The following is a 25,203-nucleotide window of genomic DNA, read 5'->3' as shown; positions in this document are numbered from 1 at the left end:
ACCGAGTTCCGGTTCAGGCGTGGACGGCGCGGCCGCCGTGCCGGCCATGTGCAAAGAAGTACAGCAGCGTGGCCAGCACCATCACCACGGCCAGCATCAGGTACATGCCCGGGTAGTCGAGCACCGGGATGAGCGCGCCCAGCACCAGGGGCCCGAGTCCGCCGCCGACATCCAGCATCAGGAAGAACGTGGACGTCGCGGTGCCAATCCGCATTGTCGGCGACACCTTGACGGCAATCGCCTGCGCACCGGACATGACCGTGCCGAAGCCGATGCCGCTGAAGATGGCCGAGCCGATAATCGTCAGCAGTGTGGGCTCCGGGATCAGCAGCAGTAGGCCCAGCACAAAGGAGACCAGGGTGGGGTACATGACACTGTTGTCGCCGCGCCGGTCCTGGATCCGTCCGGCAAACAGGCGGGAGAGCAGCACGGCCCCGGCGTAGACCAGGAAGAACACGCTGGCCAGCGCGGCGGATCCCCGCGTCTCCGCGTAGGAAGTCAAGAAGGTAAGGATGCCGGAGTAGGCGGTTCCCGCCAGCAGGATGACGCAGGAGATCGGCAGGGCGGCCGTTTCGAAGATGTCGCTCAGCGTCATTCGGAACCTGCCCGGGCGCTCCGCGGCTGGCAGTTCCGGCACCCGCAGGAACAGGGCCACCACCAGGGCCGCGACTGAGGCGGCGGCGGAGAAGTAGAACATGGCGTTGTAGTTTCCCAGTCCTGCCAGCAGCACGCCCACAAACGGGCCCACCGCCGTCGAGAGCGTTGTGGACAAGCCAAAGTAGCCGGTTCCCTCGCCGCGCCGCGCATGCGGGATCAGGGATTGCGCAGAGGCAGCCACGGCCGTGGTGCCCGCGCCGAAGGCCATGCCATGCACAATCCGGAGCACCAGCAGCCAGGCCAGCGAACCGGTGGGAATGTAGAGCAGCGAGGCGGCCACGAACACCGCCATGGTCACCAGGATCAGCCTCCGCCGGCCGACAATGTCCAGCAGCCGCCCGGCGAAGATCCTGGCGAAGACGGAACCGACCACGAAAGCACTGGAAGCGAATCCGGCGGCGGTGTCGGAGGCCTGGAACCGGTCCACCGCGTACAGCGCCATGGTGGTCATCAGCATGTAGAAGACCATGGAGATGAACAGGTTGACGACGATCGCCAGGATGAAGTTCTTCGTCCAGAGTTTCGCCGGTTGCTGGTACATCCCGCTATCAGTCCTTTCCACGGTCGGGCCGGGCCGGCCGTTGCCAATACGTGCACGCGCAGGCAAGCGGAACCGATTCAGGGGCGAACCGATCCGCCGGGGCGCAATCAGGTGCTCCGCCGCCGTCGCTCGGGGGACGGCGGACGGCGGACGCCACATCAAGGGGAAGCGGACCACCGCGGGACAGCAGGAAGGCCGTCAGCCGGTTCGAGGAGGTCCGTGGCATCGGTCCTCATCCGTGAGGTGCCAAGCCTTCTTACTCTACTGCCGGTCCTCGTTCCGCACGGCAGGAAGCGTTATGAGCTTGGCCACCGGGCGCCGACCGCGCTGCTGACCAGCGGGCGCCGCCCACCGGGCGCCGCCCACCGGGCGCCGACCACGTTGCGGACCAGCTGGCACCGAGCAGCGGACGGGACCCCGGAACACAAAACAGGGGGCCTCAGTAAGGCCGCACGCCCTTCAACAACCCCTTGCCTCGGCGGTAGCATGGCCGCCAAGCGCAGCCGCGGGACCCGGCGGCCGGCGGTCGGGGCGAGGAGAACGTAATGGGCGAGGCAACCGCGGAGACACCGTCAGCAGACCTGCTGGTGGACCTGATCATTTCCCTGGACGGGTACGCCTCGGCCGAGGGCTGGCCCGGTTGGTGGGGTTTGGAGGGGCCGGAATACCTGGCCTGGCTCGATGAGGAGGCGCAGAAGGATTACACCCTCCTGATGGGCGCGAACACCTATCGGCTGATGTCCGGGATGTCGGCGGAAGCCGAGGCCCGCGACTCCGGCTTCTCCGAGGAGGAAGAGGCCAGCCTGAGCGGGCTGGCCGCGGTGCCCAAGGTGGTGTTTTCCTCCACCGTGCAGGAGCCGCTGGCCTGGCCGAACACGGAGCTGGTCAGCGGGGACGCGGTGGAGGCGGTCCGGGAGATGAAGCGGACCCGGACCGGGACCCTGAGCACGCTCGGCAGCCTCAGCCTCACCCGGTCGCTGCTGACCGCGGGCCTGGTAGACCGGTTCCGGCTGGTCGTCTTCCCGGTCATCACGGGCAAAACGGGGTCCGAGCGGATCTACGACGGCTATCCCGACGTCGCGCTGGAGATGGTGGACAGCCGGATCTTCGACGGCCGGCTCCAGTTGCTCGAATACGTCCCCACCCTGCTCGACGGCCCGCCGGTCCGCGGCTCGCGGTGATCCAGCGGGCCGCGGCGGGTTAGACGGGGCCGCAGCGGTTCAACAGCAAACCGGCGGGCCGCCCGAAAGCGTCCCGCCGGTGCCGGTCAGTCAGTTCAGTTGCAGCCGTCCGGGCCGCACACCGCGCCGTCGGCCGACGTCGACTGCGGCAGCACGGTCAGCGGGCTGCGCTCGTTCCACGCCTGCCGGATCGCCTGCGCGAACGCCTCGGCCGGCTGCGCGCCGGAGATCCCGTACTTGCGGTCCAGCACGAAGAACGGCACCCCGTTGACGCCCAGCGCGCGGGCTTCGGCAATGTCGGCGCGGACCTCCGCGGCAAAGCGGTCGCCCGCCAGCGTCTCGCGGATCTCCGTCTCATCAAGGCCCAGTGCGACGCCGGTGCTCACCAGATACTCCGGGTCGCCAATGTCCTTGCCTTGCTCGAAATGGCCGGACAGCAGCGCGTCCTTGGCCTGGTCCATCAGCCCGTGCTCCTTGGCCAGGTGCAGGAAGCGGTGTGCGGTGAAGCTGTTCGCCACCACGACCTTGTCGAAGTCGTAGTTCAGCCCCTCGCCGGCGGCCTGCGCTGTCACATGGCCGAACATCTGCTTGACCTGCTCCTGCGGGATGCCCTTGATCCGGGACAAGTACTCGGTTTCCGTGCCGTCGTAGTGCTCCGGCAGCGTGGGGTCGAGTTGGTAGCTGCGCCACTCGACGTCAATCTGGTCCTTGTGCTCAAAGCCCGCCAGGGCCGTCTCGAAGCGGCGCTTGCCAATGAAGCACCAGGGGCACGCGATGTCTGACCAGATCTCAATCTTCATGGACACGTCAACATGTTTAGCGGTCGCTGTATTCCGCCGCGGGCTCCGTGCCGGTCTCGTCCGCCAGTTCCGCGCGCCGGCGGCCGGCGCCCTTGACGCCGAAGCGGTAGGCGAGGAACAGCAGCCCGATCCAGACACAACCCACCACCAGCGCCACCCGGGTGTCCGGCATGATGCCCAGCAGCACCACGATGAAAGCCATGAACGCCAGCGCCAGGTAGGACGCGACTGGCCAGAACGGTACCGGGAAATCCGACGCCGGCAGGCCCTTCCGTGCGATCTCCCGCTTCATCGCGATGTGCGAGAGCAGGATCATCAGCCAGACCCAGACGGTGGCGAAGGTCGCGATGGACGCGACGATCAGGAACAGCGACTCGGGCAGCAGCGCATTGAGCACGACGCCGGCCAGCAGCACCGCGGCCATCGTCGCCACCGTCATCCACGGCACCCCGTGCCGGGAGATCTTCGCGAACGCCTTGGGCGCGTGGCCTTGCTCGGCCAGTCCGTACATCATCCGCCCGGCGCCGAAGGTGTCCGAGTTGATCGCGGAGATGGCGGCGGTGATCACCACGGCGTTGAGGATGTGCGCGGCTGCCGGGATGCCCAGCATGTCGAAGATCTGCACGAACGGGCTGGTGGACCCGTCGATCCGGTCCCACGGCGAGATCATCATCAGCACGGCCAAGGTGCAGACGTAGAACAACAGGATCCGCAGCGGCACGGTGTTGATCGCGCCCGGAATCGCCTTCTTGGGGTTCTCCGCCTCGCCGGCCGTGATGCCGATGGTCTCGATCCCGCCGAAGGCGAACATCACGATCGAGAAGGAGGCCAGCAGTCCCCAGAACCCGTTGGCAAAGAAACCGCCCGAGCCCAGCATGGTTTCCAATCCCGGGTTGGCCCCGGCCGGCAGGCCGAATCCGAAGATGATGATGGCGGTCCCGCCGAGGATCATGGCGATGATGGCCAGAACCTTGACCAGCGAGAGCCAGAACTCGGTCTCGCCGAAGACCTTGACCTTGACCAGGTTGATCGCGGCAATGAAGAAGACGACGGCGAGGATCCAGATCCAGCGCGGCACGTCGGGGAACCAGAAGCCCATGTAGATGCCGAACGCTGTCACGTCGGCGATTGCCACGATGGCCATCTCGAAGGCGAACGTCCAGCCGGTGATGAAGCCGGCGAACGGCCCCAGATAGCGGCTGGCGTACTGGCCGAACGACCCGGAGACGGGGTGCCGCACCGCCATCTCGCCCAGCGCCCGCATCACCAGGAACACGGCGGCCCCGCCGATGGCATAGGCCAGCAGCACGGCCGGCCCGGCAGCTTGGATGGCCGCGGCCGAACCGTAGAACAGTCCGGTGCCGATGGCGGAACCAAGGGCCATGAAGCGGATGTGGCGGACCGTCAGGCCCCGCGCGAGCGCAGAAGCGAATTGCGGCATGGAAAAAACAACCTTGCTGGAGGGGAAGCGGCGGCGCTGAAAATGCGGCCAATCAATTCTACGCCCCGCACGCAACCCGCTTGGCTGCGCCGATGGAGCGGAACTGTCGCCGGCATCGTCCTGTCTTTTGCAGCGGGCGGGTAGCGGATGGCAGAATTAACCTGTCCACGGCGATCAAGTCGCGGGCTTTTTCTGTCTTTTGATCTTGAGAGGATCTGATGTCTACTCCCGGTGACAGTCCGGGGCATAGTCCATGCCCCCTGCTGATGCTCGAACATGCTCCGAGAAATGCAGCAGGGGGTGCCCCTCAGTGGAAGTAATCTCGATCCTCGGCGGCTTGCTGCTGGTCGTCGGCTGCGGCCTGTTTGTCGCGGCCGAATTCTCCCTCATCACGGTCAACCGCAACGCGGTCAGGGATGCAGCCGACGCCGGCGACAAAAAGGCCGTCGGTGTCCTGAAAGCGATGAATTCGCTGTCCACCCAGCTGTCCGGGGCCCAACTAGGCATCACCCTGACCAACCTGGGCATCGGCTTCCTCGCCGAACCGGCGATCGCCGCCTTGGTGCTGGGCCCGCTGATGGATGCCGGGCTGGCCGAGCCGGCCGCCCGTTCCGTGTCCATTACCATCGCCTTGGTGCTGGCAACCGTGCTGACCATGGTCTTCGGCGAGTTGGTTCCGAAAAACTTGGCGATCGCCAAACCGCTGGGCACCGCACGTGCCGTGTCAGGCTTCCAGCGCGGATTCAGCGCCGTCACCAAACCACTGCTCGTCTTTTTCAACGGCACGGCGAACAAGCTGGTCCGGGCCATGGGCATTGAGCCGCAGGAAGAACTCGCGTCCGCCCGATCCGCCGAGGAGCTGACCGTTCTGGTCCGGCATTCGGCCCGGCAGGGCGTACTGCCGGAGGAGACCGCGGAACTCATGCGCCGGTCGTTCGCTTTTGGTGCCCGCCGCGGCCATGACGCGATGACCGCCCGTACCAGGATGGTTTCGGTTGCCCCGGACCAGAGCGTCCAGGACATGCTGGACACGGCTGCTGCCAGCGGCCACTCCCGCTTCCCAGTGATGGAACCCGGCGCCCACCAGGTGTTGGGCATCGTGCACATCCGCCGCGGCCTGGCCGTGCCTTTTCCCGAGCGAGGCGCACGCAGCGTCAGCGAGATCATGGATGCGCCGACGCTCATCCCGGACACCGTCGAACTCGACGACCTGATGGACACGCTGCGGGCCGGCGGCCTGCAGATGGCCGTGCTGATCGACGAGACCGGCGACGTCGCAGGTTTGATCACCCTGGAGGATCTTGTCGAGGAGCTCGTCGGCGAAGTCTTGGACGAACACGACCCCGATGACGACAGCAGCGAGCGTCTGCCGTTCGGTGTCTGGCGGCTCGACGGTGCACTGCGCCCCGACGAGGCCACCGAAATCCTGGGACACACGATCCCGGAAGGCACCGAGTATGACACCCTCGCCGGCCTGGTCACCCTCCATCTGGGTCGTATCGCGGAGGCCGGAGACGCCGTCGAACTGGCCACTGAGCGGTCCCACGGACACCCGGCTGCCAACGTGGAGCTGTCCGTCGAGGAGATGGACGGGGCAAGGATCGCGAAGATCCTGGCTACCGCCACGCCCCTCGCAACCGAAGAAGAGGGCCGCTAAATGGACGCCACCGGAATCATTCTGACCATCGTCCTGCTCGCGGCGAACTTCTTCTTCGTTGGAGCGGAGTTTTCCCTCATCGCCGCCCGGCGAAGCATCGTCGAGCCCAAGGCAGAGCAAGGCGGGCGGGCCGCCAAGATGACCCTGTGGGCTATCGAGAACGTCTCGCTGATGATGGCCGGCGCGCAGTTGGGCATCACCGTCTGCTCGCTGGCGCTGGGCTACGTCACCAAACCCATGGTGGTCTACGCGCTGGAAGGACCCTTCAGCGCGTGGGGGGTCCCGGCAGCACTGATCGACCCGATCGCCTACGCCATTGCCTTGAGCGTCGTGACGTTCCTGCACGTGGTCCTCGCTGAGATGGTGCCGAAGAACATCGCTTTGGCCGGGCCGGAGCGGATGGCCTTCGTCCTGGGACCGGTCCTGGTGGTCGTGGTCCGCATCCTGCAACCGCTGTTGTGGTGCATGAACGCTATCGGCAACGGCATCCTGCGCCTGTTCAAGGTCGAACCCAAGAACGAGGTCGCCAGCACCTTCACCCGTGACGAGGTGGCGGGCCTGGTCGAGGAATCACGCGAAGGCGGGCTGCTGGACAAACAGGATGAACGGCTCCTGCTCGGCGCGCTGACCTTTGAAGAACGGTCGGTCGAAAGCATCGTGATCCCGCTCAACAAGGTCACTACTCTGCCGTCCGGATGCACCCCGGAGCAGATCGAACAGGTCGCCGCCAACGGGTTTTCCCGCTTCCCGGTTCAATCGGCCAGCGGGGAGTTGGACGGATACGTCCACGTCAAGGATCTGCTCGGACTCGATGCCGCGGCTAGGGATCAGCCGTTGCCGGCCAGCCTGGTCCGCGACCTGCCCCAGGTGAAGCTGAACGCCGCGCTGCGGTCCTCGTTGCACCGCATGCAGCGCGAAGGGGCGCATCTGGCGCTGGCGATCGACGACGCCGGGCATGCCTACGGCATTGTGACGCTCGAGGACATGCTGGAAGAACTCGTCGGCCAGATCCGCGACGACAGTCGAAGCACAAATCGGGCCTAACAGTGCGGTACGACTGGGGCTCCCGCTGTGGAGCCCCCAGTTGGCCGGGCCCTGCCTTAGTGCGCGGGACGCTCGTCCTGGGTCAGGGCGGCATGCGGGGTATGGTCGGCGCCCCAGCTGGCGAGCAACCGAAGGCGTTCGGCCGAGGGGCTGCCGGGTTCTGCCGTGTAAACCATCAGGACCAGGCCCGGCTCCGCAGTGATGGCGAGTTCTTCATACGCGAGAGTCAGCTCGCCGACCACCGGGTGGTTGAACCGTTTGGTGCCGGTGCCGTGGGTGCGCACGTCGTGGGCAGCCCACAAGCGGCGGAAGGTCTCGCTCTGGGTGGAAAGTTCACCGACCAGATCCTGCAGCGCCCGGTCGTGCGGGTCGCGGCCGGCTTCTGCACGCATGATGCCCACGCACATTCCGGCGAACAGTTCCCAGTCCGGGTAGAAGGACTTGGCCGCCGGATCGAGGAACTGGAACCGCGCGAGGTTGGGGGTGCGTCCGCCGTCGCCGATCAGCGGGGAGTAGAACGCGCGGCCCAGCGCATTCGTCGCCAACAGGTTCTGGTACGGGTCGCGGACGAAGGCAACGCCGTCGGTGATCGCCTCGAGGGCCCATTGCAGGCTGGGCCGGGCGGCCTGTTGCGCCGTGGCGCGCCGACGGGGGCGGCCGGAAGCGGGGATGCCGTCGGCTGTCCGGGCGAGGTCGAACAGGTGGGCGCGTTCGGTGTCGTCGAGTTGGAGTGCCCTGGCCAGTGCTTCCAAGACGGACGCCGAAGCCCCGGCAATCGCGCCGCGCTCCAGCTTGGAGTAGTACTCCACACTGACGCCAGCGAGGATGGCCACCTCGGTGCGCCGGAGCCCGGGCACGCGCCGATTCATCCCGCCGGGCAGTCCGGCCTCTTCCGGCGTGATCTTTGCTCGGCGGGACATCAGGAATTCCCGCACCTCTGCCCGATTGTCCATGTTTTCAGGGTAGGTGACGCCACGGTCCCGAAGGGTTCCCTGTCAGTACACCTTTCGACAGGGACTCCCGCGGGTGTTTTGGGCGCGGTTGACTGGAGGCGTACCAACGAAAGGAGCACTCCTCATGCGTGGAGTTGTTATGTACGCCCCCGGTGATGTTCGCGTTGAAGACCGTGAGAAGCCCACCATCCTGGAGCCCACCGACGCCATCATCCGGGCAGCGGCAGTCTGCGTCTGTGGTTCGGATCTATGGCCGTACCGCGGCATCGAGAAGCTCCAGGGCCCAACGCCGATGGGCCACGAATACGTCGGCGTGGTTGAGGAGGTGGGTGCCGATGTTCGCAACGTGGAGGTCGGTGACTTCGTCGTCGGTTCGTTCGTCGCCTCCGACAACACCTGCGAGATCTGCCAGGCCGGCTACCAGTCCCGCTGCGTGCACAACGTGATGATGGGCTCCGTCGGCACTCAGGCCGAGCTCATCCGGGTGCCGCTGGCCGACGGCACCCTGGTCCGCACGCCCGGCATGCCGGATGCCGACCTTATCCCCTCGCTGCTGGCGGCTTCCGACGTGCTGGGCACCGGATGGTTCGCCGCGGTGGCCGCCGAGGCCGGCCCCGGCAAGACCGTGGCCGTCGTCGGGGATGGCGCCGTCGGATTGTCGGCGGTCCTGGCTGCCAAGCAGCTTGGCGCCGAGCGCATCATCGCCATGTCCCGCCATGCCGACCGGCAGGCCCTGGCCCGCGAGTTCGGCGCCACCGACATTGTCGAAGAGCGCGGCGAGGCGGGCATCGCCAAGATCAAGGAGCTCACCAACGGACTCGGTGCACACTCCGTGGTCGAGGCCGTCGGTACGCAGCAATCGATGGAGCAGGCGATCGGCGCCACGCGGCCCGGCGGACACATCGGCTATGTGGGTGTCACCCACGACGTGAAACTGGACGGCCTCGGCCTGTTCTTCTCCGGCGTGCACCTGCACGGTGGCCCCGCCCCGGTGCGCCGGTTCCTGCCCGAACTTATCCAGCTCATCTGGGACCGCAAGATCGACCCCGGAAAGGTGTTCGACCTGTCCCTCCCGCTGGAAGACGCCGCAGAGGCCTACCGCGCGATGGACGAACGGAACGCCACCAAGGTGCTGCTCACCGTCTGAGTGCGGCGCAGCTCCTTCGGCCCGGAGCAAGCGAAAGGAAACTCCATGAGCACGCAAATCCAACCCAAGAAGCCGACGGTCAAGGGCCCGGCCGAGTGGTTCACCGGAGACGTGTACTTCAATTCGTACTATGCCGGTGAAGCGCCCTCACGGACCCGGCTCAATCTGGTCCGGTTCACACCCGGTGCTCACACCGCGTGGCACAAGCACGCCGTTGGGCAGACCCTGCACGTGACCGAAGGCATCGGCTACGTGCAGTCCCGCGGCGAAGAGGTCATCGAACTCCGGCCTGGAGACACTGTTTACACCCCGGCAGGGGAGTGGCACTGGCACGGCGCAACCGCCGACAACTTCATGTGCCACCTCGCCCTCTGGGAAGCTCCGGAGCCCGGCAGCGACGAACCGGAAACCACCTGGGGCGACAAGCTCGCCGAGGACGAGTACCCCGCGGCGTAGGCCACGGGCCAGAGTCAGCACCAGAGCCAGCACCGGAGCCGGCTTCCGGACAGCACCCCAAACCAACGCACCCGACGGCGGCACCCTTGTGCCGCCGTCGGGAATCGGTTCGTCTACGCTCCGTAGTCGATGTGCGCGCGGACGCTGCCGCCGTCGTCGCTGAGCCAACCGCGGCTCTGCGCAAAGGAGATCATGCCATCGAACCCCTCGGCCCACTGCGCGGGCTGGGCTGCACCGCCGGCGCGTAACTGCGCCACGTCCAGCCAGGCATGGCCGGTGTCGACGGTACCCAGCCCGGCGGCCGCCAGTGCGTGGGCGACGTCCTGTTCGACCAGTCCGCCGGCACGCACAGCGAGTTCGCGCAGGTTCTCCTGGTCTTTGACGGCGGCACCGTCCGGCGGGCTCACTTCCACATACATCAGGCGGGATGCCCTTCAATGACAGCTGCCGTGGTGGCCTGTTGGCGCTCGGCGATGGTTTGGTCGGCCTTCGACCAGTGGGCAGCCGGGACCTCCCGGATGATCACCGTTGTATTCTCAGGCAACGCGCCGACGGACTCTTCCGCAGCGCGGTGCAGGGCGCTGACCAGCTTCCGCAACTGCTGCGGCGAACGGCCCTCGGCGATCGAGACGTCGATCAGTGGCATGTCTTCCTCCTAGCTGCGCATCACGAACGGGTCCGCGACCGGACCCTCGTCGGTGTTGATCCAGACGCTCTTCAGCCGGGTGTACTCGTGCATGGACTCCATGCCGTGCTCGATGCCAACGCCGCTGTTCTTGAAGCCTTGCCGCGGCGACATCGGCGACATAGCCCGGTAGGTGTTGACCCAGACCGTCCCGGCCTCCAGCCGCCGGCTCATCCGGTGGGCGCGGGCCAGGTTCTGCGTCCACACTCCGGCGGCCAGCCCGTACTGGGTATCGTTGGCCAACTGCAGCACTTCTTCCTCGGTATCGAATGGCATGATGGCGGCCACCGGGCCGAAGATCTCCTCGCGGACCACGCGCATCGAATTGTCCACGCCGGTGAGTACGGTGGGAGCGTAGAAGTATCCCGGGAGCGCGATGTCCGGCCGACCGCCACCGGTGAGCACGGTGGCCCCCTCAGAGACGCCCAGCTCCACATATGAGCCGACCTTTTCCTGCTGCGCGGCAAATGCCAGCGGACCCAGCTCGGTGTTGTCCTGCAGCGGGTCGCCGATCACGATGCTGCCGGCCCGCTCGGCGACCCGTTCCAGCAGTTCGTCGTAGACGGACCGGTGCGCAAAGACCCGGCTGCCGGCGATGCAGGTCTGGCCGGCGGCGGCGAAGATGCCCGCCACCACGCCCATCGCCGCATTGGCAACGTTGGCGTCCTCAAACACGATGTTCGGGCTCTTGCCGCCGAGCTCCAGGGTGGTGCCGATGAACCGGGATGCGGCGGACGCGGCGATCGCCGACCCGGTGGCGGTGGAACCGGTGAAGGAGATCTTCGCGATCCCGGGATGGTCCACCAGCGCGGCACCTGCCTCGGCGCCCATTCCGGTGACCACGTTGACCACGCCGTCGGGGAATCCGGCTTCGGCAGCCAGTTCGGCCAGCCGCAGGATGGTCCGCGAGGTGTACTCGGAGGGCTTGATGACGATCGTGTTGCCGGCGGCCAGCGCCGGGGCGAGCTTCGACGTCGTCAGGGTCAGCGGGGAGTTCCACGGCGTGATGGCCCCGACCACGCCCAGCGGTTCGCGCTGTGTGTAGTTGAGGATGGCCGGATTGCTGGTAGGAATCTGGCTGCCCTGGACTTTGTCTGCCAAACCGGCGTAGTAATACAAGTACTCCGGCAGCGTGGCCAGCTGCCCGCGCATCTCGCGCAGCAGCTTGCCGTTGTCCTCGGTTTCCATCCGGGCCAGTTCCTCGGCGTTCACGCCCACCAAGTCGCCGAGCCGGCGCAAGAGGTGACCGCGTTTGGTTTGGCTCAGGTCGCGCCAGAGCGGGTTTTCGAAGGCGGCGCGAGCGGCCGTGACAGCGCGGTCGACGTCGGCCTTGCTGCCACGGGCGGCCGAGTAGAGGACTTCCAGCGTGGCCGGGTTGGTGCTCTCGAAGTAGGCGCCCTCGGAGGGCGCACTCCAGCCGCCGTCGATGAAGTGGTCGTAATTCCTAGTCATGGCTGTCCTGATTCGATTCGTAGATGAAGTCGGTGATGAGGCGCGCCAGTTCGTCCGGGCGCTGCACCGGCAGCATGTGCCGTGTTCCGGCGACGACGGCGGTGCGTGCGCCCGGGATGGCCTCGCCCAGGCGGCGGGTCATCTCCGGGGTCGAACCCGGGTCCTGGTCCCCGGTGACCGCCAGCGACGGCACCGCGATGGCGCCCAGTTCGGCGCCGATCTCCGCGTCCGCGGTGGCGAAGACCCGGTAGGCATGCAGGTAGGACTGCTGGTCGTTGGCCAGCAGCGTGCTGCGGATGCCGTCCAGGGTCCCGGCGTCGGTCCCGGAACCGGCCGGGAACCAGCGCTCGATCGAAGCCTCCACGCTGCCGGGAAAATCGGCCGCGGCGTTGTCCAGCCGGGAGGCCACCGAGGCCGCCTCCTGCGGGGTCCGGCGGCATACCGAGCTGACGCTGGTCAGGCTGGCCGCCAGCTCGGGACGGAACCGGGCCAAGTGCTGGGCCACCAGCGCGCCGAGGGAGAATCCCACCAGGTGCGCCCGCCCCGGCAGCCGGGACGCGACGTCGTCGGCCAGTTCGGCGAGCGTGACCGGCTGCTCCAGCCGTGGCTGGCCGCCGTGGCCGGGCAGATCGAGCGCCAGCACGGTGCGTCCGCTGGACTCGGACAGCCGGGTGCTCAGTTGTTCCCACATGGAACGGTCCAACCCCACGCCATGGAGCAGGACGATCGGCAGGTTCGTCTCCACCGTTACTGTTCGGTGGCCAGGGGGGCCAGCCGCTGCTGCGGGCGGCCCTGCGAGGCGGCAGCCAGTGCGATCACGATCTCGCCAGGGTGCGGGGCGTCGGCGAGCCGGACCTCGATGCTCTGGTGATGCGAGCGGATGGTCGCGTCGGTGACGTGCTTGAGCGGGATGTCGAAGGTGACTCCGGCCGGGCCGCGCTTTTCCACGGCCGGCAGCAGCGTGGTGGCGTTCGCCGCATTGCGGAAGTGGTCGCCGAACTTGAGGGTGTGGATGAGCGCCGAGCCGTGCTCGATCTCGCCCTCCAGCCCTACAATCGCGGCCTTGCCGTAGGCTTCCACCGTGCCGCCGAGTGCCTTGACCACGCGCGGGGCCAACAGCTCGCCCACCTTGGAGGCTGCCTCGTCGATGCCGGCGGTCAGGTCTTCGACGAAGCCCTGGCCGTGCCAGGGATTGTCGATGACAGCTGCGACGACGGCGACCCGGGCGTTCGGTTCGACCGGGCGGCCGCCCTCGGTAAGGGTTTCTTCGGTCAGCGTGACGATCTTGCGGACGTTCATGCGGTGGCTCCTTCGAGGATGCGGGATGTGACGGCGGGGTCGGTGCTGCGGTCGCCGATTCGGGCGTGCGGGCGCGGGCCGGTGGACGCCGCGGCGATGACCACGATCTCGTCCGGTCGGGGCCCGTCGGAGATCCGCGCGGTGATGGTCTGGTAGTGGCTGCGGGTGGCCGCCTGGGTCTTGTGCCACATCGGCACTACCAGCGCCTCGCCGGCTCCAGCCCGGTCGTCGGCGAAGCAGATGATGGAGGTGCCTTCCAGGAACTCGCGGACGAGGTTGCCGAAGTACGGCGTATGGATCAACGCCCCGGCATGTTCGATTTCGCCCGACGTGCCGACGATCGCTGCCTTGCCGAACGCCTCGATCCGGTCTGCGCCGCCGAGTCCGGCAATCAGCCGGTCGGTGAGCAGCCGGGCCACCACCGGCGCGATCATTTTCGATTCCGGCGCCAGGTCGGTCGCCGGCGGCGTGCCGACCCATGGATTGGTGATCACTGCAGCGGCGGTCGCCCGGACCACCGGAGTAGGAGCCAATGCACCGTTTTCCTGCAGTACTTCTTCCTGGTAGTAGACGATCTTTCGGAGGCCGGGCTGTCCGCCGGAGGCATCCGGACCAGTGCTGCTAGTCAAAGTGGGGCTTCACTTTCTCGGAGAACAGCTCCAGGCTGCGCATGGCCTTCTGGTGCTTCAGGCCGGGGTGGGTGGTCCAGAGCATCATGTGTTCCAGACCGACCTCGCGCTGGAGTTCCTGGATCTTCTCGGTGACGTATTCCGGTGTGCCTACCAGCATGTTGCGGTCCATCAGCATGTCGAAGTCCAGCGTGTGCGCGTCGGTGAGTTCTTCGCCCTCTTCCATCAGGTTGGACAGGCCACGCCAGTGGGTGATCCAGCGGTAGGTGTTCATCACGGCTTCTTCGAATTCTTCGCGTGCCTGTTCCATGGTGTCGGCCACGTACACGTCGCGGACCAGCGCGATGCCCTCGCCCAGTGGAACCTCGCGGCCCTGGGCCTGCGCGGCGTGCTCGCGGTACAGCTCGAAGCGGCCCTTGAGGGCGGAGACCGGCGGCAGCCAGAAGATGCCCTGCACGCCGTTCTGGGCGGCACCGATGATGGACCGCGGAGTGTCGATGACCTGCCACAGCGGCAGCTTCGGCTGCAGCGGCCGGGGAGTCACCGCCATCTTGGTGATCACGCCGTCTTCGGTGTACTCGGGGGTGGCAGGGGACAGCGGGTGGTTCCACTTCACGCCCGGTGCCGGGAACTCGTAGAACTCGCCCTTGTGGCTGAAGAAATCGTTGTACCAAGCCTTGTCCAGGATCTCCATGGTCTCCGCAAACAACGCCCGGTTTTTCTCCTGGTCGCGCGGATCGGCCGCCGGGTTAAGGTTCAGTGCCTCGCGACCGTACAGGCCGCGGCCGACGCCGACCTCGAGCCGGCCGTCGGAGAGCTGGTCGAGCAGCGCAAGGTCCTCGGCCAGCCGCAGCGGATGCCAGAACGTGACGATCGAAGCGGCCTGGCCAATACGGATCGTCGAGGTGCGGGCTGCGATGTCCACGCCCATCAGGATGGGATTCGGAGTCAGTTCCTGGCCCTCGTGGCCGAAGTGGTGTTCCGTGTACCAGGTGGACCAGAAGCCATACTTCTCGGCGGCCACCGCGTACTCGCGAGCATCCTTCATGTGCTGGTTGTAGTTGTCCAAGTCGCCGGGGGCGCCGAGGCCGTGGAAGATTGAAAAGCGCATGGTGGGTCCTTTCGCAGGGCTCAGCCGCCCCGATGGAATCTAGAAGGTCAGTCGGTTCGGGTCCGCGAATCGGTCAGGACTTCGCGGGAGGATGCATAGACGTGGTTGCGCATGGCCGCTTCGGCGCCGAAGTGGTCCTTGTCCTTGATCATCTCCAGCACCGTCCGGTGTTCGGCGGTCGAGGCGATGATCCGGCCGGGGTGCCCGGCGGTGCGCAGGACCAGCCGGTGGTAGGCCAACTGGTTCATCAGGCGGCCGTAATGTTCGGTCAGCTTGTTGTTGTCGGCGCCTAGGATGATGGTCTGGTGGAACTCATGCACCAGCGCCGCATAGCGCTCGGCGTCGCCTGAAGCGGCCGCTTCGTCGGACTCCTCCAAGTTGCGTTCCAGGACCGCAAGCTCGCGTACAGGTCCACGGCGGGCCAGCAGGCCGGCGGCGAGCCCTTCGAAGCTCTCCTTGAGCTGGAACAGTTCGACGATCTCGCGTCGAGTGGGTTCGCGGACGAAGGTCCCGACTTTCGGCCGGATCTCCACCAGCCCTTCGTGCTGCAGCTGCTTCAGCGCTTCGCGTATCGGCGTGCGGCTCACGTCGAATTCTTGGGAGAGGAACACTTCTGACACGGGAGCGCCCGGGGGGAAGTCACCGCCTAGGATGAGCGCCCGGACTCGGTCGAGAAGCGGCAGGTCGTGGACGGGAACGGTCAGGCCCTGCTCGGTGGTGAAAGTCTCTTGCATACATCAGAGATTATGTTGCATGCATGAAGCCGTCAAGGGTTTGTGGCAAAGTCCCGGGAAATACGGCGTTTTTGTAGTCATTTCAACCGAGTTGAAATTGTTGTTGACCTTCTCTGGTGATCTACATTACGCTCACTGCCATGCAACAGACTTTCGATAGTGCAGTGGCAAGTGTCTGGGCGGCGGCATGGGACCGCGGCGAGGTCGAAGCGCTCGAGGCGCTCGCGGCACCGGACTACATCAGGATCAGCAAGGGCAGCGGCAAGAGCATGAGCCTCGAGCAACTGCAGCAGGACATTCGGGAGGTCCGGCAGGCCTTCCCGGACCTGGCCACCACCGTGGACGCCGTGGTTGTCGACGGCGACACCGCGGCCATCTTCTGGACCTCAACCGGAACCCACAGGGCCTCCTTCATGGGCGTGCCGCCGACCGGCCGCCGGGTGCAGACCCGCGGTTCCAACTTCGTGACCATGGAAAGCGGCCGGATCAAGCAGGAAACGGTCACTTGGGACAGCAGTGAACTGCTGGGATCGCTCGGCATCCGGCACCTGGGTGACGCACTCGCTGAGGCGGGCACCGGCGTCGTTGTTGATTCACTCTCCGGGGAGCCGGACCCCGAGATCATGAAGACGTTCAACCGGCAGTTTGTCACCGGCGTGACCGTGGTGACGACCACCGAGGGGGACACCCCGAAGGGTCTGGCCGTGAACGCCTATGCCTCCGTGTCTCTGGAGCCGCCGCTGGTGATGGTTTGTATCCAAAAGACCTCGTCCACCTACCCAGCGCTGTTCGCCTCCACCCATTTGGGTATCAACATCCTCAGCAACCAGCAGCAGGGTACCGTTTCCACCTTCGCGTCCAAGGCGGCGGACAAATTCGCCGAGATCGACTGGCACGCCGGCCCCAACGGTTCCCCGCTGCTGGACGGGTCCTCGGCGGCGCTGGAAGCAGAGATCCGAGAACGTTTCCAAGCCAAGACCCACACCATCTTCATCTGCCGCGTGCGGCACGCCGAAGTCACCGACGCCGCGCCCATGGTCTACCAAGCCGGCCGGTTTTACGACAGCGAAGGCCTGTCCCCGCTGTAACCGAAGACCCACGGACGAGGACTTCACCGCGAACAAGCGCACCGCCCCCGGGCAGGCAACGATGCCGACCCGGGCCGTTCCACCCGACTGCCCACAGGGGCCGCCGGTACCGACCGAGTATCTAAGGGACCACAGTGAACACTCAAGCCAACAGCGTGCCCGTCGGGGAGGACAGCATCGCTGAAGATCGGGGCTACCGAGACAGCCTCACCAAAATCGAGCCGTACGGCATCGAGCATATTCCGGACGTGGAGCGCCACGGCAAGCCGCGCTCGCAGTTCTTCCTCTGGTTCGCCGCCGGGATGAACTTCCCGTTGGTGGTGCTGGGTTTCAGCGCCGCCTACTTCGGCCTGCCGTTCTGGTCGGCAGTTCTGGCCATCCTGGGGGCCGGCCTGATCGCCGCCACGGTCATGGGCTACCTCTCGGGCATGGGCGTCCGGCTCGGCATCCCGCAGCAGATGCAGGCCCGCGGCCCGCTGGGCTTCATTGGCAACCTGCTGCCGGTGGCTTACGTCAATGTCTTCGCCGGCGTGGGCTGGGCCTCCGTTACGGTGATTCTTGGCGGGCAGGCCATCGGGCTGCTCACCGGCATGCCGTTCTGGCTCTCGGCCCTGGCTCTGATGCTGCTGCAGCTCGGCGTGGCCGTGATGGGCTACAACCTAATCCACTTCCTGCAGCGGGTGCTCTCCTTCGTGCTGCTGGCCGGCTTCATTTTCGTCACCGTCGTGACGGTGGCCTCCGGCAAGATCGTCAACACCCCCAACCCCGACGCCGAAGGCTTCCTGGGCGTGGGTGGCTGGATCATTTTCTTCGGCTACTTCTTCTCCTACATAGTCGCGTGGATGCCGTTCGCCTCCGACTACTCCCGCTACCTGCCCAACAGCGCCACCAACCGCCGCGGCGCCGGCTGGTTCACCATGCTGGGCAACTTCATCACGCTGTCCTGGATGGGCATCCTGGGCGCGCTGCTCGGCTCCACCGCCACCTCGTCCGACACCATTGCGGCGCTGGACGAACTGATGGGCCCGTGGGCCATCATCGGATTGGGCATCGTGGCGCTGTCCTCCTTCACGCAGAACTTCCTGAACGTCTACGGCGGAGCCATCTCCATCCAGACCATGGGCGTGCCGGTCAGCCGCCATGTCGCCGTCGTCTTCATCTGCATCGCCTCGTACTTGGTGGCGCTCTGGGGTCAGCACGGGTTCTACGACGGCTTCACCGCATTCCTGAACCTGACCGCCTACTGCATTGCGCCGTACGTGGCGGTGCTGATCTGCGATTACCTGTTGGGCGGACGCCGAAGCCAGCAGGGCATCCAGGAGCTCTACGACAAGTCGCGGAAGTTTGAATGGGGCTTCATCGCTTGGGCAGCCGGTGTGCTTGGCTCCTCGCCGTTCTGGATTTCCGCCATCTACACTGGCCCTGTTGCAGCAGCTTTCCCGCAGATCGGCGACCTGTCGTTCTACGTTGGCGCCGCGATCGCGACCGTGGTTTACCTGGTGACCTACCGGTTGCCGCGGCTGTCCGGGCGTCCGCTGCTCATCGCCGACAAGGAGGGCTAGGACATGCCGGACCGGAACCATACCGACCGCGCTGTGGGGCAGCAGCATCTGGTGGTGATCGACATGCAGCGGGCATTCCGCCAGCAGGGCGACTGGCACGTTCCGCGCTACGACGAGGCGGTCGGGGTCATCGCCAGGCTGGTGCGCGGCGGCTTCGATCCGATCATCACGCGGTTCGTGCCGGATCCGACCGAGTCCGGTTCCTGGTCCGCCTACTATGACCGCTGGCAGAGCATGCGGCTGGACCCGTCGGATCCCGTGTGGGATGTGGAGCTGCCCGGGGTTGAGACCGGAAGGACGCTGGACCTGCCGACGTTCACCAAGTGGGGCGCCGAACTGGCTGGCCGGATCCCGGCGGGCGACGAGATCATCCTCACCGGCGTCGCCACCGACTGCTGCATCCTGGCCACCGCACTGGGGGCAGTGGATGCCGGACGCTACGTCACGGTGGTCGCGGACGCCTGTGCCGGCCAGAGCGACCAGGCGCATGAATCAACCCTGGCCTTGCTGGAACTGCTCTCGCCGATGGTCACCGTGACCGACAGTGCTGAACTGGTATCCCGGACTCAAGCCGCGGCGGTCTGACGGCCAAGACGTTCCTCACGCCCGACGGCGGCACCCGCGTGCCGCCGTCGGGCGTTTTCTGCAAAAACCCTTGACCGTCCTCGCCGTGCGGGAATAACCTACAACCAAATGGTTGTAGATCAAGTTAGCGACACCGAGTTGGACCGCCTGTTCCAGGCGCTCGCCGATGCCACCCGCCGCGACATCGTGGCCAAGGTGCTCACCGGAGAGTTCTCGGTATCCGGGCTGGCAGCGGGCTACGCCATGAGTTTCGCCGCGGTGCAGAAACACGTCGCGGTGTTGGAACGGGCTTCCCTGGTGGTTAAGGAGAAGCGCGGTAGGGAGCAGATGGTGCGGCCTCATCTTGAGGGAGTGCGGAGAGCGCGTCGGCTGCTCGATCAATACGAGATGCTCTGGCAGCACCGGGTTGAACGGATCCAGGACATTCTCGACGAATAGAGAAGGGCACCATCATGCCGGTAATTGATGTTATCAAGGACGAGGACGCGTTGAAGTTCACCATCGTCGCCGAGTTCGACGCCCCCGTGGAGCGCGTGTGGCAGATCTGGGAAGATCCGCGCCAACTGGAGCGCTGGTGGGGCCCGCCCACCTGGCCCGCCACCTTCGACAAGCACGAGTTCACGCCGGGCGGCAAGGCCAGCTACTACATGACCGGGCCGGACGGCGAGAAGGCAGGCGGCTGGTGGAAGTTCACCGCCATCGAAGCGCCGAACAAGCTCTCCTTCGAGGACGGATTTGCCGACGACGACGGCGAACCCGTGACGGACATGGGCACCACGTACGCCACGGTGACGCTGGAATCCATCGACGGACGCACCCGAATGACCACCGAGTCCCGATTCGAATCCGCCGATCAGTTGCAGAAGATGCTGGAGATGGGCATGGTCGAAGGCATGCAGGGAGCCATGGGCCAGATCGACGCCATCCTCGCGGAACGCGCAACGGTCTGAGCCAAGTAACGGAACACCCCACCGGAAGGAACTTCGCCCGTGCCCACATTCTCCGACAGCCAGCCCGTGATCGTCGCCTTGCCCACCGAGGACCGCCGCAAGTCCCACGACTTCTACACGGCCCTGGGCCTCAAGGCCACCGGCGAAACCGGCGACGACGGCTTGCCCGAGCCGCTCCAGTTCGAGGTGAACGCGGGCCTGCGGCTCATGTTCGTCCCGCCCGGTGGCTTCGGCTGGGTCACCAACAACCGGCCCACCGCCACGGGCGAACAAACCGAATGCCTGCTGGGCCTGCCGGTCGGCTCGCCGCAGGACGTGGACGCCGTGGTCGGCACGGCCAGGCAAGCCGGCGGCACAATCGTCATGGAGCCCGCCCAGCAGCCGTGGGGCTACTCTGCGGTCTTCGCCGACCCGGACGACCACCTCTGGCAGGTCACCGCGGGGTAGGCCGCACCGCGGGCCGCTTTGGACACACAACCTGGGCCCGCAACACTGAGGGGGAATGACGACGGCGGTGCCCACCGCCGTCGTCGTCCCCGTTTGAGGTGGGCACCGGCGCGCGGGGGACTACCATTCAGACATGGACGACCGGATCACGTTGCGCTTCCTCGCCTCGCCGACCGATGTCTCGGAGGACGGGACCACGGTGCAGGCCGGCCGGGTGCTGGAGTGGATCGACAAGGCCGGCTACGCCTGCGCCACCGGGTACAGCGGGAGCTACTGCGTCACCGCGTACGTGGGCAACGTGCACTTCACCCGCCCGATCCGCAACGGCGACCTGATCGAAATCGACGCGCGGATTGTGCACACCGGACGCTCCAGCATGCAGGTGGTGGTCACGGTCGACGCGGCGAACGTCCGCGAACGTGAATTCCGGCCGGCCATGGACTGCATCCTGGTATTTGTGGCGCTGGGCGAGGACCGGCGGCCGAAGCCGATTCCGCAGTGGCAGCCGTCGGACGATGAGTCGGCGCGGCTGGCCGAGGGTGCCGCCGGACGGATCGCCGCGCGGGCGGAGATCAGGGACGCCATGCGCGCGCAGGCCTACACGGATGCGGGCACCACGCCGAAGGAGCACTTCCGGTTCCTGGCCGCGCCGTCGGACGTGAACTGGGGCGGGAACGCCCACGGCGGCATCGTGATGCGCTGGATCGACGAAGTGGCTCGGGCCTGCGCCATGTCCTGGTGCGGCCGCGACGCGGTGGCCGTCTACTCCGGCGGCATCCACTTCCTGAACCCGGTGCACATTGGCGACCTGGTGGAGGCGGAGGCGCGGCTGATCCACACCGGCCCGCGCAGCATGCACACCGCTGTGCACGTGCGCGCCCGCGATCCGCGCGGCGGTGAGTGGCGGCCCACCACGCAGTGCATGACCATCTTCGTCACCCGTAACGAGGCCGGCCATGCGGCCGAGGTTCCCCAGTTGATGCTGCGCACCGACGAGGACCGGCGGCTGGATGCGCACGCCCTCGACCTGATGCGCCGCCGGGCCGAGCTGCCGCCGCTGCAGTTCGCCGTCGAGCGGAAATACCATTTCCGGCAGCGCAGCCAGAGCAGCAGCTGAGGCCGCCTGCCCTCAGCCGGCTAGGGACTCCAGCGCACCGGGCCGTCCTCGCAGAACACCGTTTCCACGGCTTCGCCGCCCAGGCAGGCTGCGTCCACCAGGTCACGGTTACCCACGGGTTCGGAGAGCTCCACGTCCGCAGGCACGGCGTCATTGCCCTGGCAGTTGTAGGCATCGCCGGTCAACGGCTCGACGTCTGTCCGGATGACAATCCGGCCTCGCTCGAATTGAACGTCTGGCTCAAGCACGGTCCCAGTTTCCCCGCTGGCACATTCCAACCGGGTCACGCCCAGCCGCAGCGCCGTTGAGTCAGGTGTCACCTCCGCCGCGTCGAGCAGCTCCCAAACGGCGGTGGACCCTTCCGAAGCGGCCGGAGACCCTTCCGAACCAGGCGGCGCGCTGCAACCGCTGACTACGACGACGGCGGTGCAGCCGAGCGCCGCAGCCACCAATCGAGCTGCCGTGAACGCCGTCGTGAATGACGAGGCAACCCCGCGTGATGTCTGCACCTCGGCCCTCCACTCTGCTGACTGCAGTCAGGCGCCTGACTGCGCTCCGGCGCCCTGACTGCATTCCGACGCCGCTCGCAATCGCCATCCCGGTTTTCCGGAGGTGACGCCAGCATCCTTCTCCGCACAGTATCCCTGGGCGGGGATCATGAGAAGGCGCACATGCGGCGCATCTCTGGATTCCCGGCGCCGGGCCGACCTGTCGCCGCTGCAGTTCGCTGTCGAGTGGATCTAATGACCAGCCGAGCGGTCCCGCTGCTCCCGAAGAAGCCTCAGCCGGCCTGGTGCAGCCGGTCGGTGGGCAGCAGGAGCTCTATCGTCTTGGTCAGGTCGATGGATTTGGCGATCGGACCGGTCAGCGCGGGGGAGACCGACACGGTGGCGCGCCGTACCTCCCTGATGAGCACCTTCACGCGCTCGCCGTCCAGATCCAGCCACCAGTCCTCGGCCAACAGCCGCAGCCCCAGCTCGTCCAGCAACGCCTCCGCCTCGTCCAACTCGGACACTTCCCCGCGCTGGCGGTGCAGCAGATCGAACGGCACGAACCCGCCGTCGTCCGTCATGTGGATGTAGCCCACGTGTTCGCCGTCCAAGGCCCGGACATGGTCGAACGTGTTCTCGGACGGAAGCGGAGTGGCCATGGCGCCCATCCTAACCAGACCCGGCCCTGACCGACCTAGGACTGGCCGGAGCCAGTCATGCCGTTGACCCGACCGTGCCGTCGACGCGGACTGCATGCCCCGCGGTCGGCCCGTAGCGGGCCCCGAAAGCCCCCGCAGCCCACCGCGCGGCCGGTTCGCAGTCCGCCCCGAAACCACACCCTGCAGCCGGCCCATAGTCCGCCCCGGAGCCCTCCGGGCGGGCGTCGCGGTTCCAAGGTAGTGTGGCGGAGCGGAGTAGCAGGGAGAACGACCATGGCCGGCAAAGACAACGGGAGCCCGCGGGAGGCGCTGCCCGCGGAAGCGCAACCAAGCACACTCCCGGAGCCGGCTCCAACGGAAACGTCCCTTGGCGAGCTGTCAGGGTCCCGGATCCTCGACGTGCTCGACTTTCCGGTCGGCGCAGCGGCCGGGGACGAAGAGCAGGTCAGTCGGCTGCGGCGGCTCAACCGCCGACGTCGCGCGGTGGCTTTCCGGCTGCTGCCCAAGGACCAAGCAGCGCGGGTATTCGAGCAGCTCGGTCCCGCGCTGCAAGCCGAACTGTTGGACGGCCTGCAGGATGAGCAGGTGGCCGCGTTTTTCGACGGTCTGGCACCGGATGACCGGGTCACCCTGATCGACGAAGTGCCGGCCACCGTGGCGCGGCAGCTGATGCGCGGTCTCACGGAGGAGCAGCGGGCTCTGACTTCCGTGGTGCTGGGGTATCCGCGCGGTTCGATCGGGCGAAGAATGAGCCCGGAATTCATCACCACCACGCCGGAGCTGACCGTCCGGCAGACACTGGAACGGCTGCACAGCCGGCTGGAGGACGCGGAAACCGTGTACATTCTGCCGGTCACCGACGCTGGCAAGCGGCTGGTGGGATTGGTCAGCCTGCGCCGGCTCCTCTCCGCGGAACCTGACACCCGGGTGGACGCCATCATGGGCGATGCCTACTGCCAATCGGCCACCACACCGGAGGAAGACGCGGCGCGCCTGTGCACGGGTCGCAAACTGCTGGCCCTCCCGATCGTAGACAGCGAGCGGCGGGTGGTCGGGATCCTCACGGTAGACGACGCGCTTCGCATCCTGGAAGAAGCCGAAACCGAAGATCAGTCGCGTATCAGCGGCAGCGAGCCGCTGCGCCGGCCCTATCTGGCCACGCCGATTTTCCGGATCGTCAAATCCCGCCTGGTGTGGCTGCTTGTCCTGGCGGTGGGCGCAACGCTGACGGTGAGCGTGCTGGAAGTCTTCGAGGCCACGATCGCGCAGATGGTGGTGCTGTCGCTCTTCGTGCCGCTGCTCATCGGCACCGGCGGGAACACGGGTAACCAGGCGGCCACCACCGTGACCCGGGCGCTGGCGCTCAAAGAGGTCACGCCCCGCGACCTGCTGAAGGTGCTTGGCAAGGAGGTGCGCGTCGGCGCGACGCTGGGCCTGCTGATCGGAGGGCTGGGCTTCGTCGTGGCCGCCGCCTTCTACGGGCCTGCTATCGGGCTGGTCATGGGAGCGTCGCTGCTGGCCATCTGCACCATGGCGGCAGCGGTCGGCGGCCTTATGCCCATGCTGGCCCGCTTTCTCAAGGTGGACCCCGCGGTCTTCTCCAATCCGTTCATCTCCACCTTCATCGACGCCGCGGGCCTGCTGGTGTATTTCATGATTGCCCGCACGGTCCTGGGAATCTGAGGCAGCGTCGGCGGGAAGCCCGTAGGCTACGGGCATGGCCATCATTTACGACGCAGTGCTGGAGCCCTCCAAGCAGGATCTCCTCAAAACCTGGCTCCCGGAGCAGCCGTGGTTCCAAGAACTCGGGACCGACGCCGCCGAGCTGGAGCACCTCGGCGCCTTCCGCTTCGATGATCCCGCCGGCGAGGTCGGGATGGAAACGCACCTGCTCTCCGCCGCCGGACGGGTGGTGCACGTCCCGCTGACGTACCGCGGCGCACCGCTGCCCGGGGCCGAGGAATTCCTGGCCGGAACCATGGAACACTCGGTGCTGGGCGACCGCTGGATCTACGACGCCTGCGCCGACCCTGTCTACGCCACCGCGCTCGCCACGGTGATGGTGCAGGGCGGTGCCGGCGCCGAACAGTTCCTGGACGTGGACGGGAAGCTCGAACCACTGACCGGAGCCATCCCGGTGCGCGGCAGCGGCGGCACCGGCGGCAGCGTCCCCGAAATCACGACGGCGGTGCCCACCACCTCCGGCATCGTCACCACCATCGACGCCAGCCCGCTGACCCTCACCGTCTACCGCGCACCGGACCCCAGCGAGCAGCCCGGCACCAAGCTCACCTGCACCTTGCCCGGCCAGCACCCGCTGATCCTCGCGTCCGCACGCTAAAGCGAAGGCTGCCGCGCCGGATATTCGCCGGCAGTTTGTCCAACTACGGCTTCCTGGGCACCGCCGTCGTCCTGAGCAGGAAGTCGGCGGTGCCCACGCCTGTGGTGAGCACCACTGACCAGCCCCTTAGGCCCTCGGCGAGGAGCGATACAGGGCCAATCCTCCGCCGTCGTCCG

28 protein-coding genes are annotated in these 25,203 nt (G+C 66.8%); 14 read left to right on the top strand and 14 right to left on the bottom strand.

Annotated elements, in window-relative coordinates; all coding sequences use genetic code 11:
- Positions 1–13: 13 nt before the first annotated feature.
- Positions 14–1,198 carry an MFS transporter gene (locus ACMX2H_RS01675; protein ID WP_414958672.1) on the bottom strand — a complete coding sequence of 395 codons (1,185 nt, stop codon included), beginning with the start codon at positions 1,196–1,198 and terminating at the stop codon, positions 14–16.
- Positions 1,199–1,743: 545 nt separating this feature from the next.
- On the opposite strand from ACMX2H_RS01675, the gene ACMX2H_RS01670 reads away from it, so the two are divergent.
- The gene (locus ACMX2H_RS01670) at positions 1,744–2,379 is read left to right on the top strand and encodes a dihydrofolate reductase family protein (protein ID WP_414958671.1); all 636 of its coding nucleotides are present in this window, start codon (positions 1,744–1,746) and stop codon (positions 2,377–2,379) included.
- A gap of 95 nt (positions 2,380–2,474) precedes the next feature.
- Here ACMX2H_RS01670 and ACMX2H_RS01665 read toward each other — a convergent pair whose 3' ends face one another.
- Positions 2,475–3,179 carry a DsbA family oxidoreductase gene (locus ACMX2H_RS01665; protein WP_414958743.1) on the bottom strand — a complete coding sequence of 235 codons (705 nt, stop codon included), beginning with the start codon at positions 3,177–3,179 and terminating at the stop codon, positions 2,475–2,477.
- A 16-nt stretch (positions 3,180–3,195) separates the two neighbouring features.
- Positions 3,196–4,620 (bottom strand): amino acid permease, encoded by a 1,425-nt coding sequence (locus tag ACMX2H_RS01660; RefSeq protein WP_414958670.1) that lies wholly within the window; start codon positions 4,618–4,620, stop codon positions 3,196–3,198.
- A 310-nt stretch (positions 4,621–4,930) separates the two neighbouring features.
- On the opposite strand from ACMX2H_RS01660, the gene ACMX2H_RS01655 reads away from it, so the two are divergent.
- Together ACMX2H_RS01655 and ACMX2H_RS01650 are read left to right on the top strand one after the other, a co-directional pair.
- A complete protein-coding gene (locus tag ACMX2H_RS01655) occupies positions 4,931–6,277 on the top strand; it encodes a hemolysin family protein (RefSeq protein WP_414958669.1) in 1,347 nt (448 codons plus the stop codon).
- Positions 6,278–7,321, top strand: coding sequence for a hemolysin family protein (locus ACMX2H_RS01650; protein ID WP_414958668.1), 1,044 nt, complete (start codon positions 6,278–6,280; stop codon positions 7,319–7,321).
- 56 nt (positions 7,322–7,377) lie between these two features.
- Here the strand turns inward: ACMX2H_RS01650 and ACMX2H_RS01645 are convergent, their stop codons facing one another.
- The gene (locus ACMX2H_RS01645) at positions 7,378–8,274 is read right to left on the bottom strand and encodes a helix-turn-helix transcriptional regulator (protein WP_414958667.1); all 897 of its coding nucleotides are present in this window, start codon (positions 8,272–8,274) and stop codon (positions 7,378–7,380) included.
- Between the two features lie 124 nt (positions 8,275–8,398).
- On the opposite strand from ACMX2H_RS01645, the gene ACMX2H_RS01640 reads away from it, so the two are divergent.
- Complete coding sequence (locus ACMX2H_RS01640; protein ID WP_414958666.1) at positions 8,399–9,421, top strand: zinc-dependent alcohol dehydrogenase family protein; 1,023 nt, start codon at positions 8,399–8,401, stop codon at positions 9,419–9,421.
- A 45-nt stretch (positions 9,422–9,466) separates the two neighbouring features.
- A complete protein-coding gene (locus ACMX2H_RS01635) occupies positions 9,467–9,877 on the top strand; it encodes a (R)-mandelonitrile lyase (protein WP_414958665.1) in 411 nt (136 codons plus the stop codon).
- A gap of 113 nt (positions 9,878–9,990) precedes the next feature.
- Here the strand turns inward: ACMX2H_RS01635 and ACMX2H_RS01630 are convergent, their stop codons facing one another.
- The 8 genes from ACMX2H_RS01630 to ACMX2H_RS01595 are packed head-to-tail and all read right to left on the bottom strand — an operon-like array spanning position 9,991 to position 15,787.
- Positions 9,991–10,284 carry a hypothetical protein gene (locus ACMX2H_RS01630; RefSeq protein ID WP_414958664.1) on the bottom strand — a complete coding sequence of 98 codons (294 nt, stop codon included), beginning with the start codon at positions 10,282–10,284 and terminating at the stop codon, positions 9,991–9,993.
- Between the two features lie 11 nt (positions 10,285–10,295).
- The gene (locus tag ACMX2H_RS01625) at positions 10,296–10,523 is read right to left on the bottom strand and encodes a tautomerase family protein (RefSeq protein WP_414958663.1); all 228 of its coding nucleotides are present in this window, start codon (positions 10,521–10,523) and stop codon (positions 10,296–10,298) included.
- A 9-nt stretch (positions 10,524–10,532) separates the two neighbouring features.
- Positions 10,533–12,014 (bottom strand): aldehyde dehydrogenase, encoded by a 1,482-nt coding sequence (locus ACMX2H_RS01620; protein WP_414958662.1) that lies wholly within the window; start codon positions 12,012–12,014, stop codon positions 10,533–10,535.
- Entirely contained in the window at positions 12,007–12,759 is a 753-nt protein-coding gene (locus ACMX2H_RS01615) for an alpha/beta fold hydrolase (protein ID WP_414958661.1), read from the bottom strand. The genes ACMX2H_RS01620 and ACMX2H_RS01615 overlap by 8 nt, the downstream gene beginning before the upstream one ends.
- Positions 12,760–12,761: 2 nt before the next feature.
- Positions 12,762–13,313: an amino acid synthesis family protein gene (locus tag ACMX2H_RS01610; protein WP_136786145.1), complete on the bottom strand. Its 552-nt coding sequence runs from the start codon at positions 13,311–13,313 to the stop codon at positions 12,762–12,764.
- Positions 13,310–13,942 (bottom strand): amino acid synthesis family protein, encoded by a 633-nt coding sequence (locus ACMX2H_RS01605; protein WP_414958660.1) that lies wholly within the window; start codon positions 13,940–13,942, stop codon positions 13,310–13,312. Before ACMX2H_RS01605 ends, ACMX2H_RS01610 begins: the two co-directional genes overlap by 4 nt.
- Positions 13,935–15,053 (bottom strand): LLM class flavin-dependent oxidoreductase, encoded by a 1,119-nt coding sequence (locus ACMX2H_RS01600; RefSeq protein WP_414958659.1) that lies wholly within the window; start codon positions 15,051–15,053, stop codon positions 13,935–13,937. Before ACMX2H_RS01600 ends, ACMX2H_RS01605 begins: the two co-directional genes overlap by 8 nt.
- A 47-nt stretch (positions 15,054–15,100) precedes the next feature.
- Positions 15,101–15,787: a GntR family transcriptional regulator gene (locus ACMX2H_RS01595; protein WP_414958658.1), complete on the bottom strand. Its 687-nt coding sequence runs from the start codon at positions 15,785–15,787 to the stop codon at positions 15,101–15,103.
- A gap of 140 nt (positions 15,788–15,927) precedes the next feature.
- Here ACMX2H_RS01595 and ACMX2H_RS01590 point away from each other — a divergent pair, with 140 nt between their 5' ends.
- From ACMX2H_RS01590 to ACMX2H_RS01560, 7 genes are all read left to right on the top strand, one after another.
- Complete coding sequence (locus ACMX2H_RS01590) at positions 15,928–16,875, top strand: flavin reductase (RefSeq protein WP_414958657.1); 948 nt, start codon at positions 15,928–15,930, stop codon at positions 16,873–16,875.
- A gap of 134 nt (positions 16,876–17,009) precedes the next feature.
- Positions 17,010–18,437, top strand: coding sequence for a purine-cytosine permease family protein (locus ACMX2H_RS01585; RefSeq protein WP_414958656.1), 1,428 nt, complete (start codon positions 17,010–17,012; stop codon positions 18,435–18,437).
- Between the two features lie 3 nt (positions 18,438–18,440).
- Complete coding sequence (locus ACMX2H_RS01580; RefSeq protein WP_414958655.1) at positions 18,441–19,022, top strand: cysteine hydrolase family protein; 582 nt, start codon at positions 18,441–18,443, stop codon at positions 19,020–19,022.
- Between the two features lie 108 nt (positions 19,023–19,130).
- Positions 19,131–19,460: an ArsR/SmtB family transcription factor gene (locus ACMX2H_RS01575; RefSeq protein WP_136786152.1), complete on the top strand. Its 330-nt coding sequence runs from the start codon at positions 19,131–19,133 to the stop codon at positions 19,458–19,460.
- 14 nt (positions 19,461–19,474) lie between these two features.
- A complete protein-coding gene (locus ACMX2H_RS01570; RefSeq protein WP_414958654.1) occupies positions 19,475–19,972 on the top strand; it encodes an SRPBCC family protein in 498 nt (165 codons plus the stop codon).
- 39 nt (positions 19,973–20,011) lie between these two features.
- Positions 20,012–20,419 (top strand): VOC family protein, encoded by a 408-nt coding sequence (locus ACMX2H_RS01565; protein ID WP_414958653.1) that lies wholly within the window; start codon positions 20,012–20,014, stop codon positions 20,417–20,419.
- Positions 20,420–20,552: 133 nt separating this feature from the next.
- Positions 20,553–21,536, top strand: coding sequence for an acyl-CoA thioesterase (locus tag ACMX2H_RS01560; RefSeq protein WP_414958652.1), 984 nt, complete (start codon positions 20,553–20,555; stop codon positions 21,534–21,536).
- A gap of 20 nt (positions 21,537–21,556) precedes the next feature.
- Here the strand turns inward: ACMX2H_RS01560 and ACMX2H_RS01555 are convergent, their stop codons facing one another.
- Both ACMX2H_RS01555 and ACMX2H_RS01550 read right to left on the bottom strand, forming a co-directional pair.
- On the bottom strand, positions 21,557–22,045 hold the full coding sequence (locus ACMX2H_RS01555; RefSeq protein ID WP_414958651.1) for a hypothetical protein: 489 nt from the start codon (positions 22,043–22,045) through the stop codon (positions 21,557–21,559).
- Positions 22,046–22,317: 272 nt separating this feature from the next.
- Complete coding sequence (locus ACMX2H_RS01550) at positions 22,318–22,686, bottom strand: serine/threonine protein phosphatase (protein ID WP_414958650.1); 369 nt, start codon at positions 22,684–22,686, stop codon at positions 22,318–22,320.
- 273 nt (positions 22,687–22,959) lie between these two features.
- On the opposite strand from ACMX2H_RS01550, the gene mgtE reads away from it, so the two are divergent.
- Both mgtE and ACMX2H_RS01540 read left to right on the top strand, forming a co-directional pair.
- A complete protein-coding gene (gene mgtE / locus ACMX2H_RS01545) occupies positions 22,960–24,369 on the top strand; it encodes a magnesium transporter (protein ID WP_414958649.1) in 1,410 nt (469 codons plus the stop codon).
- 34 nt (positions 24,370–24,403) lie between these two features.
- On the top strand, positions 24,404–25,027 hold the full coding sequence (locus ACMX2H_RS01540; RefSeq protein ID WP_414958648.1) for a CG0192-related protein: 624 nt from the start codon (positions 24,404–24,406) through the stop codon (positions 25,025–25,027).
- Positions 25,028–25,203: the final 176 nt, after the last annotated feature.

It is taken from the genome of Arthrobacter sulfonylureivorans (genome assembly GCF_047607445.1).
In the GTDB taxonomy this organism is placed as follows: Bacteria; Actinomycetota; Actinomycetes; order Actinomycetales; family Micrococcaceae; genus Crystallibacter; species Crystallibacter sulfonylureivorans_A.
The sequence above is the reverse complement of the archived record's forward strand: the minus strand, read 5'-3'. Positions and strand labels throughout refer to the sequence as shown.

Bases quoted from the DNA above. Each gene is read 5' to 3' on its own strand.
- ACMX2H_RS01675 (WP_414958672.1), bottom strand. From the start codon at position 1,198: ATGTACCAGCAACCGGCGAAACTCTGGACGAAGAACTTCATCCTGGCG.
- ACMX2H_RS01670 (WP_414958671.1), top strand. From the start codon at position 1,744: ATGGGCGAGGCAACCGCGGAGACACCGTCAGCAGACCTGCTGGTGGAC.
- ACMX2H_RS01665 (WP_414958743.1), bottom strand. From the start codon at position 3,179: ATGAAGATTGAGATCTGGTCAGACATCGCGTGCCCCTGGTGCTTCATT.
- ACMX2H_RS01660 (WP_414958670.1), bottom strand. From the start codon at position 4,620: ATGCCGCAATTCGCTTCTGCGCTCGCGCGGGGCCTGACGGTCCGCCAC.
- ACMX2H_RS01650 (WP_414958668.1), top strand. From the start codon at position 6,278: ATGGACGCCACCGGAATCATTCTGACCATCGTCCTGCTCGCGGCGAAC.
- ACMX2H_RS01645 (WP_414958667.1), bottom strand. From the start codon at position 8,274: ATGGACAATCGGGCAGAGGTGCGGGAATTCCTGATGTCCCGCCGAGCA.
- ACMX2H_RS01640 (WP_414958666.1), top strand. From the start codon at position 8,399: ATGCGTGGAGTTGTTATGTACGCCCCCGGTGATGTTCGCGTTGAAGAC.
- ACMX2H_RS01635 (WP_414958665.1), top strand. From the start codon at position 9,467: ATGAGCACGCAAATCCAACCCAAGAAGCCGACGGTCAAGGGCCCGGCC.
- ACMX2H_RS01625 (WP_414958663.1), bottom strand. From the start codon at position 10,523: ATGCCACTGATCGACGTCTCGATCGCCGAGGGCCGTTCGCCGCAGCAG.
- ACMX2H_RS01620 (WP_414958662.1), bottom strand. From the start codon at position 12,014: ATGACTAGGAATTACGACCACTTCATCGACGGCGGCTGGAGTGCGCCC.
- ACMX2H_RS01610 (WP_136786145.1), bottom strand. From the start codon at position 13,313: ATGAACGTCCGCAAGATCGTCACGCTGACCGAAGAAACCCTTACCGAG.
- ACMX2H_RS01600 (WP_414958659.1), bottom strand. From the start codon at position 15,053: ATGCGCTTTTCAATCTTCCACGGCCTCGGCGCCCCCGGCGACTTGGAC.
- ACMX2H_RS01595 (WP_414958658.1), bottom strand. From the start codon at position 15,787: ATGCAAGAGACTTTCACCACCGAGCAGGGCCTGACCGTTCCCGTCCAC.
- ACMX2H_RS01590 (WP_414958657.1), top strand. From the start codon at position 15,928: ATGCAACAGACTTTCGATAGTGCAGTGGCAAGTGTCTGGGCGGCGGCA.
- ACMX2H_RS01580 (WP_414958655.1), top strand. From the start codon at position 18,441: ATGCCGGACCGGAACCATACCGACCGCGCTGTGGGGCAGCAGCATCTG.
- ACMX2H_RS01575 (WP_136786152.1), top strand. From the start codon at position 19,131: ATGGTTGTAGATCAAGTTAGCGACACCGAGTTGGACCGCCTGTTCCAG.
- ACMX2H_RS01570 (WP_414958654.1), top strand. From the start codon at position 19,475: ATGCCGGTAATTGATGTTATCAAGGACGAGGACGCGTTGAAGTTCACC.
- ACMX2H_RS01560 (WP_414958652.1), top strand. From the start codon at position 20,553: ATGGACGACCGGATCACGTTGCGCTTCCTCGCCTCGCCGACCGATGTC.
- ACMX2H_RS01550 (WP_414958650.1), bottom strand. From the start codon at position 22,686: ATGGCCACTCCGCTTCCGTCCGAGAACACGTTCGACCATGTCCGGGCC.
- mgtE (WP_414958649.1), top strand. From the start codon at position 22,960: ATGGCCGGCAAAGACAACGGGAGCCCGCGGGAGGCGCTGCCCGCGGAA.
- ACMX2H_RS01540 (WP_414958648.1), top strand. From the start codon at position 24,404: ATGGCCATCATTTACGACGCAGTGCTGGAGCCCTCCAAGCAGGATCTC.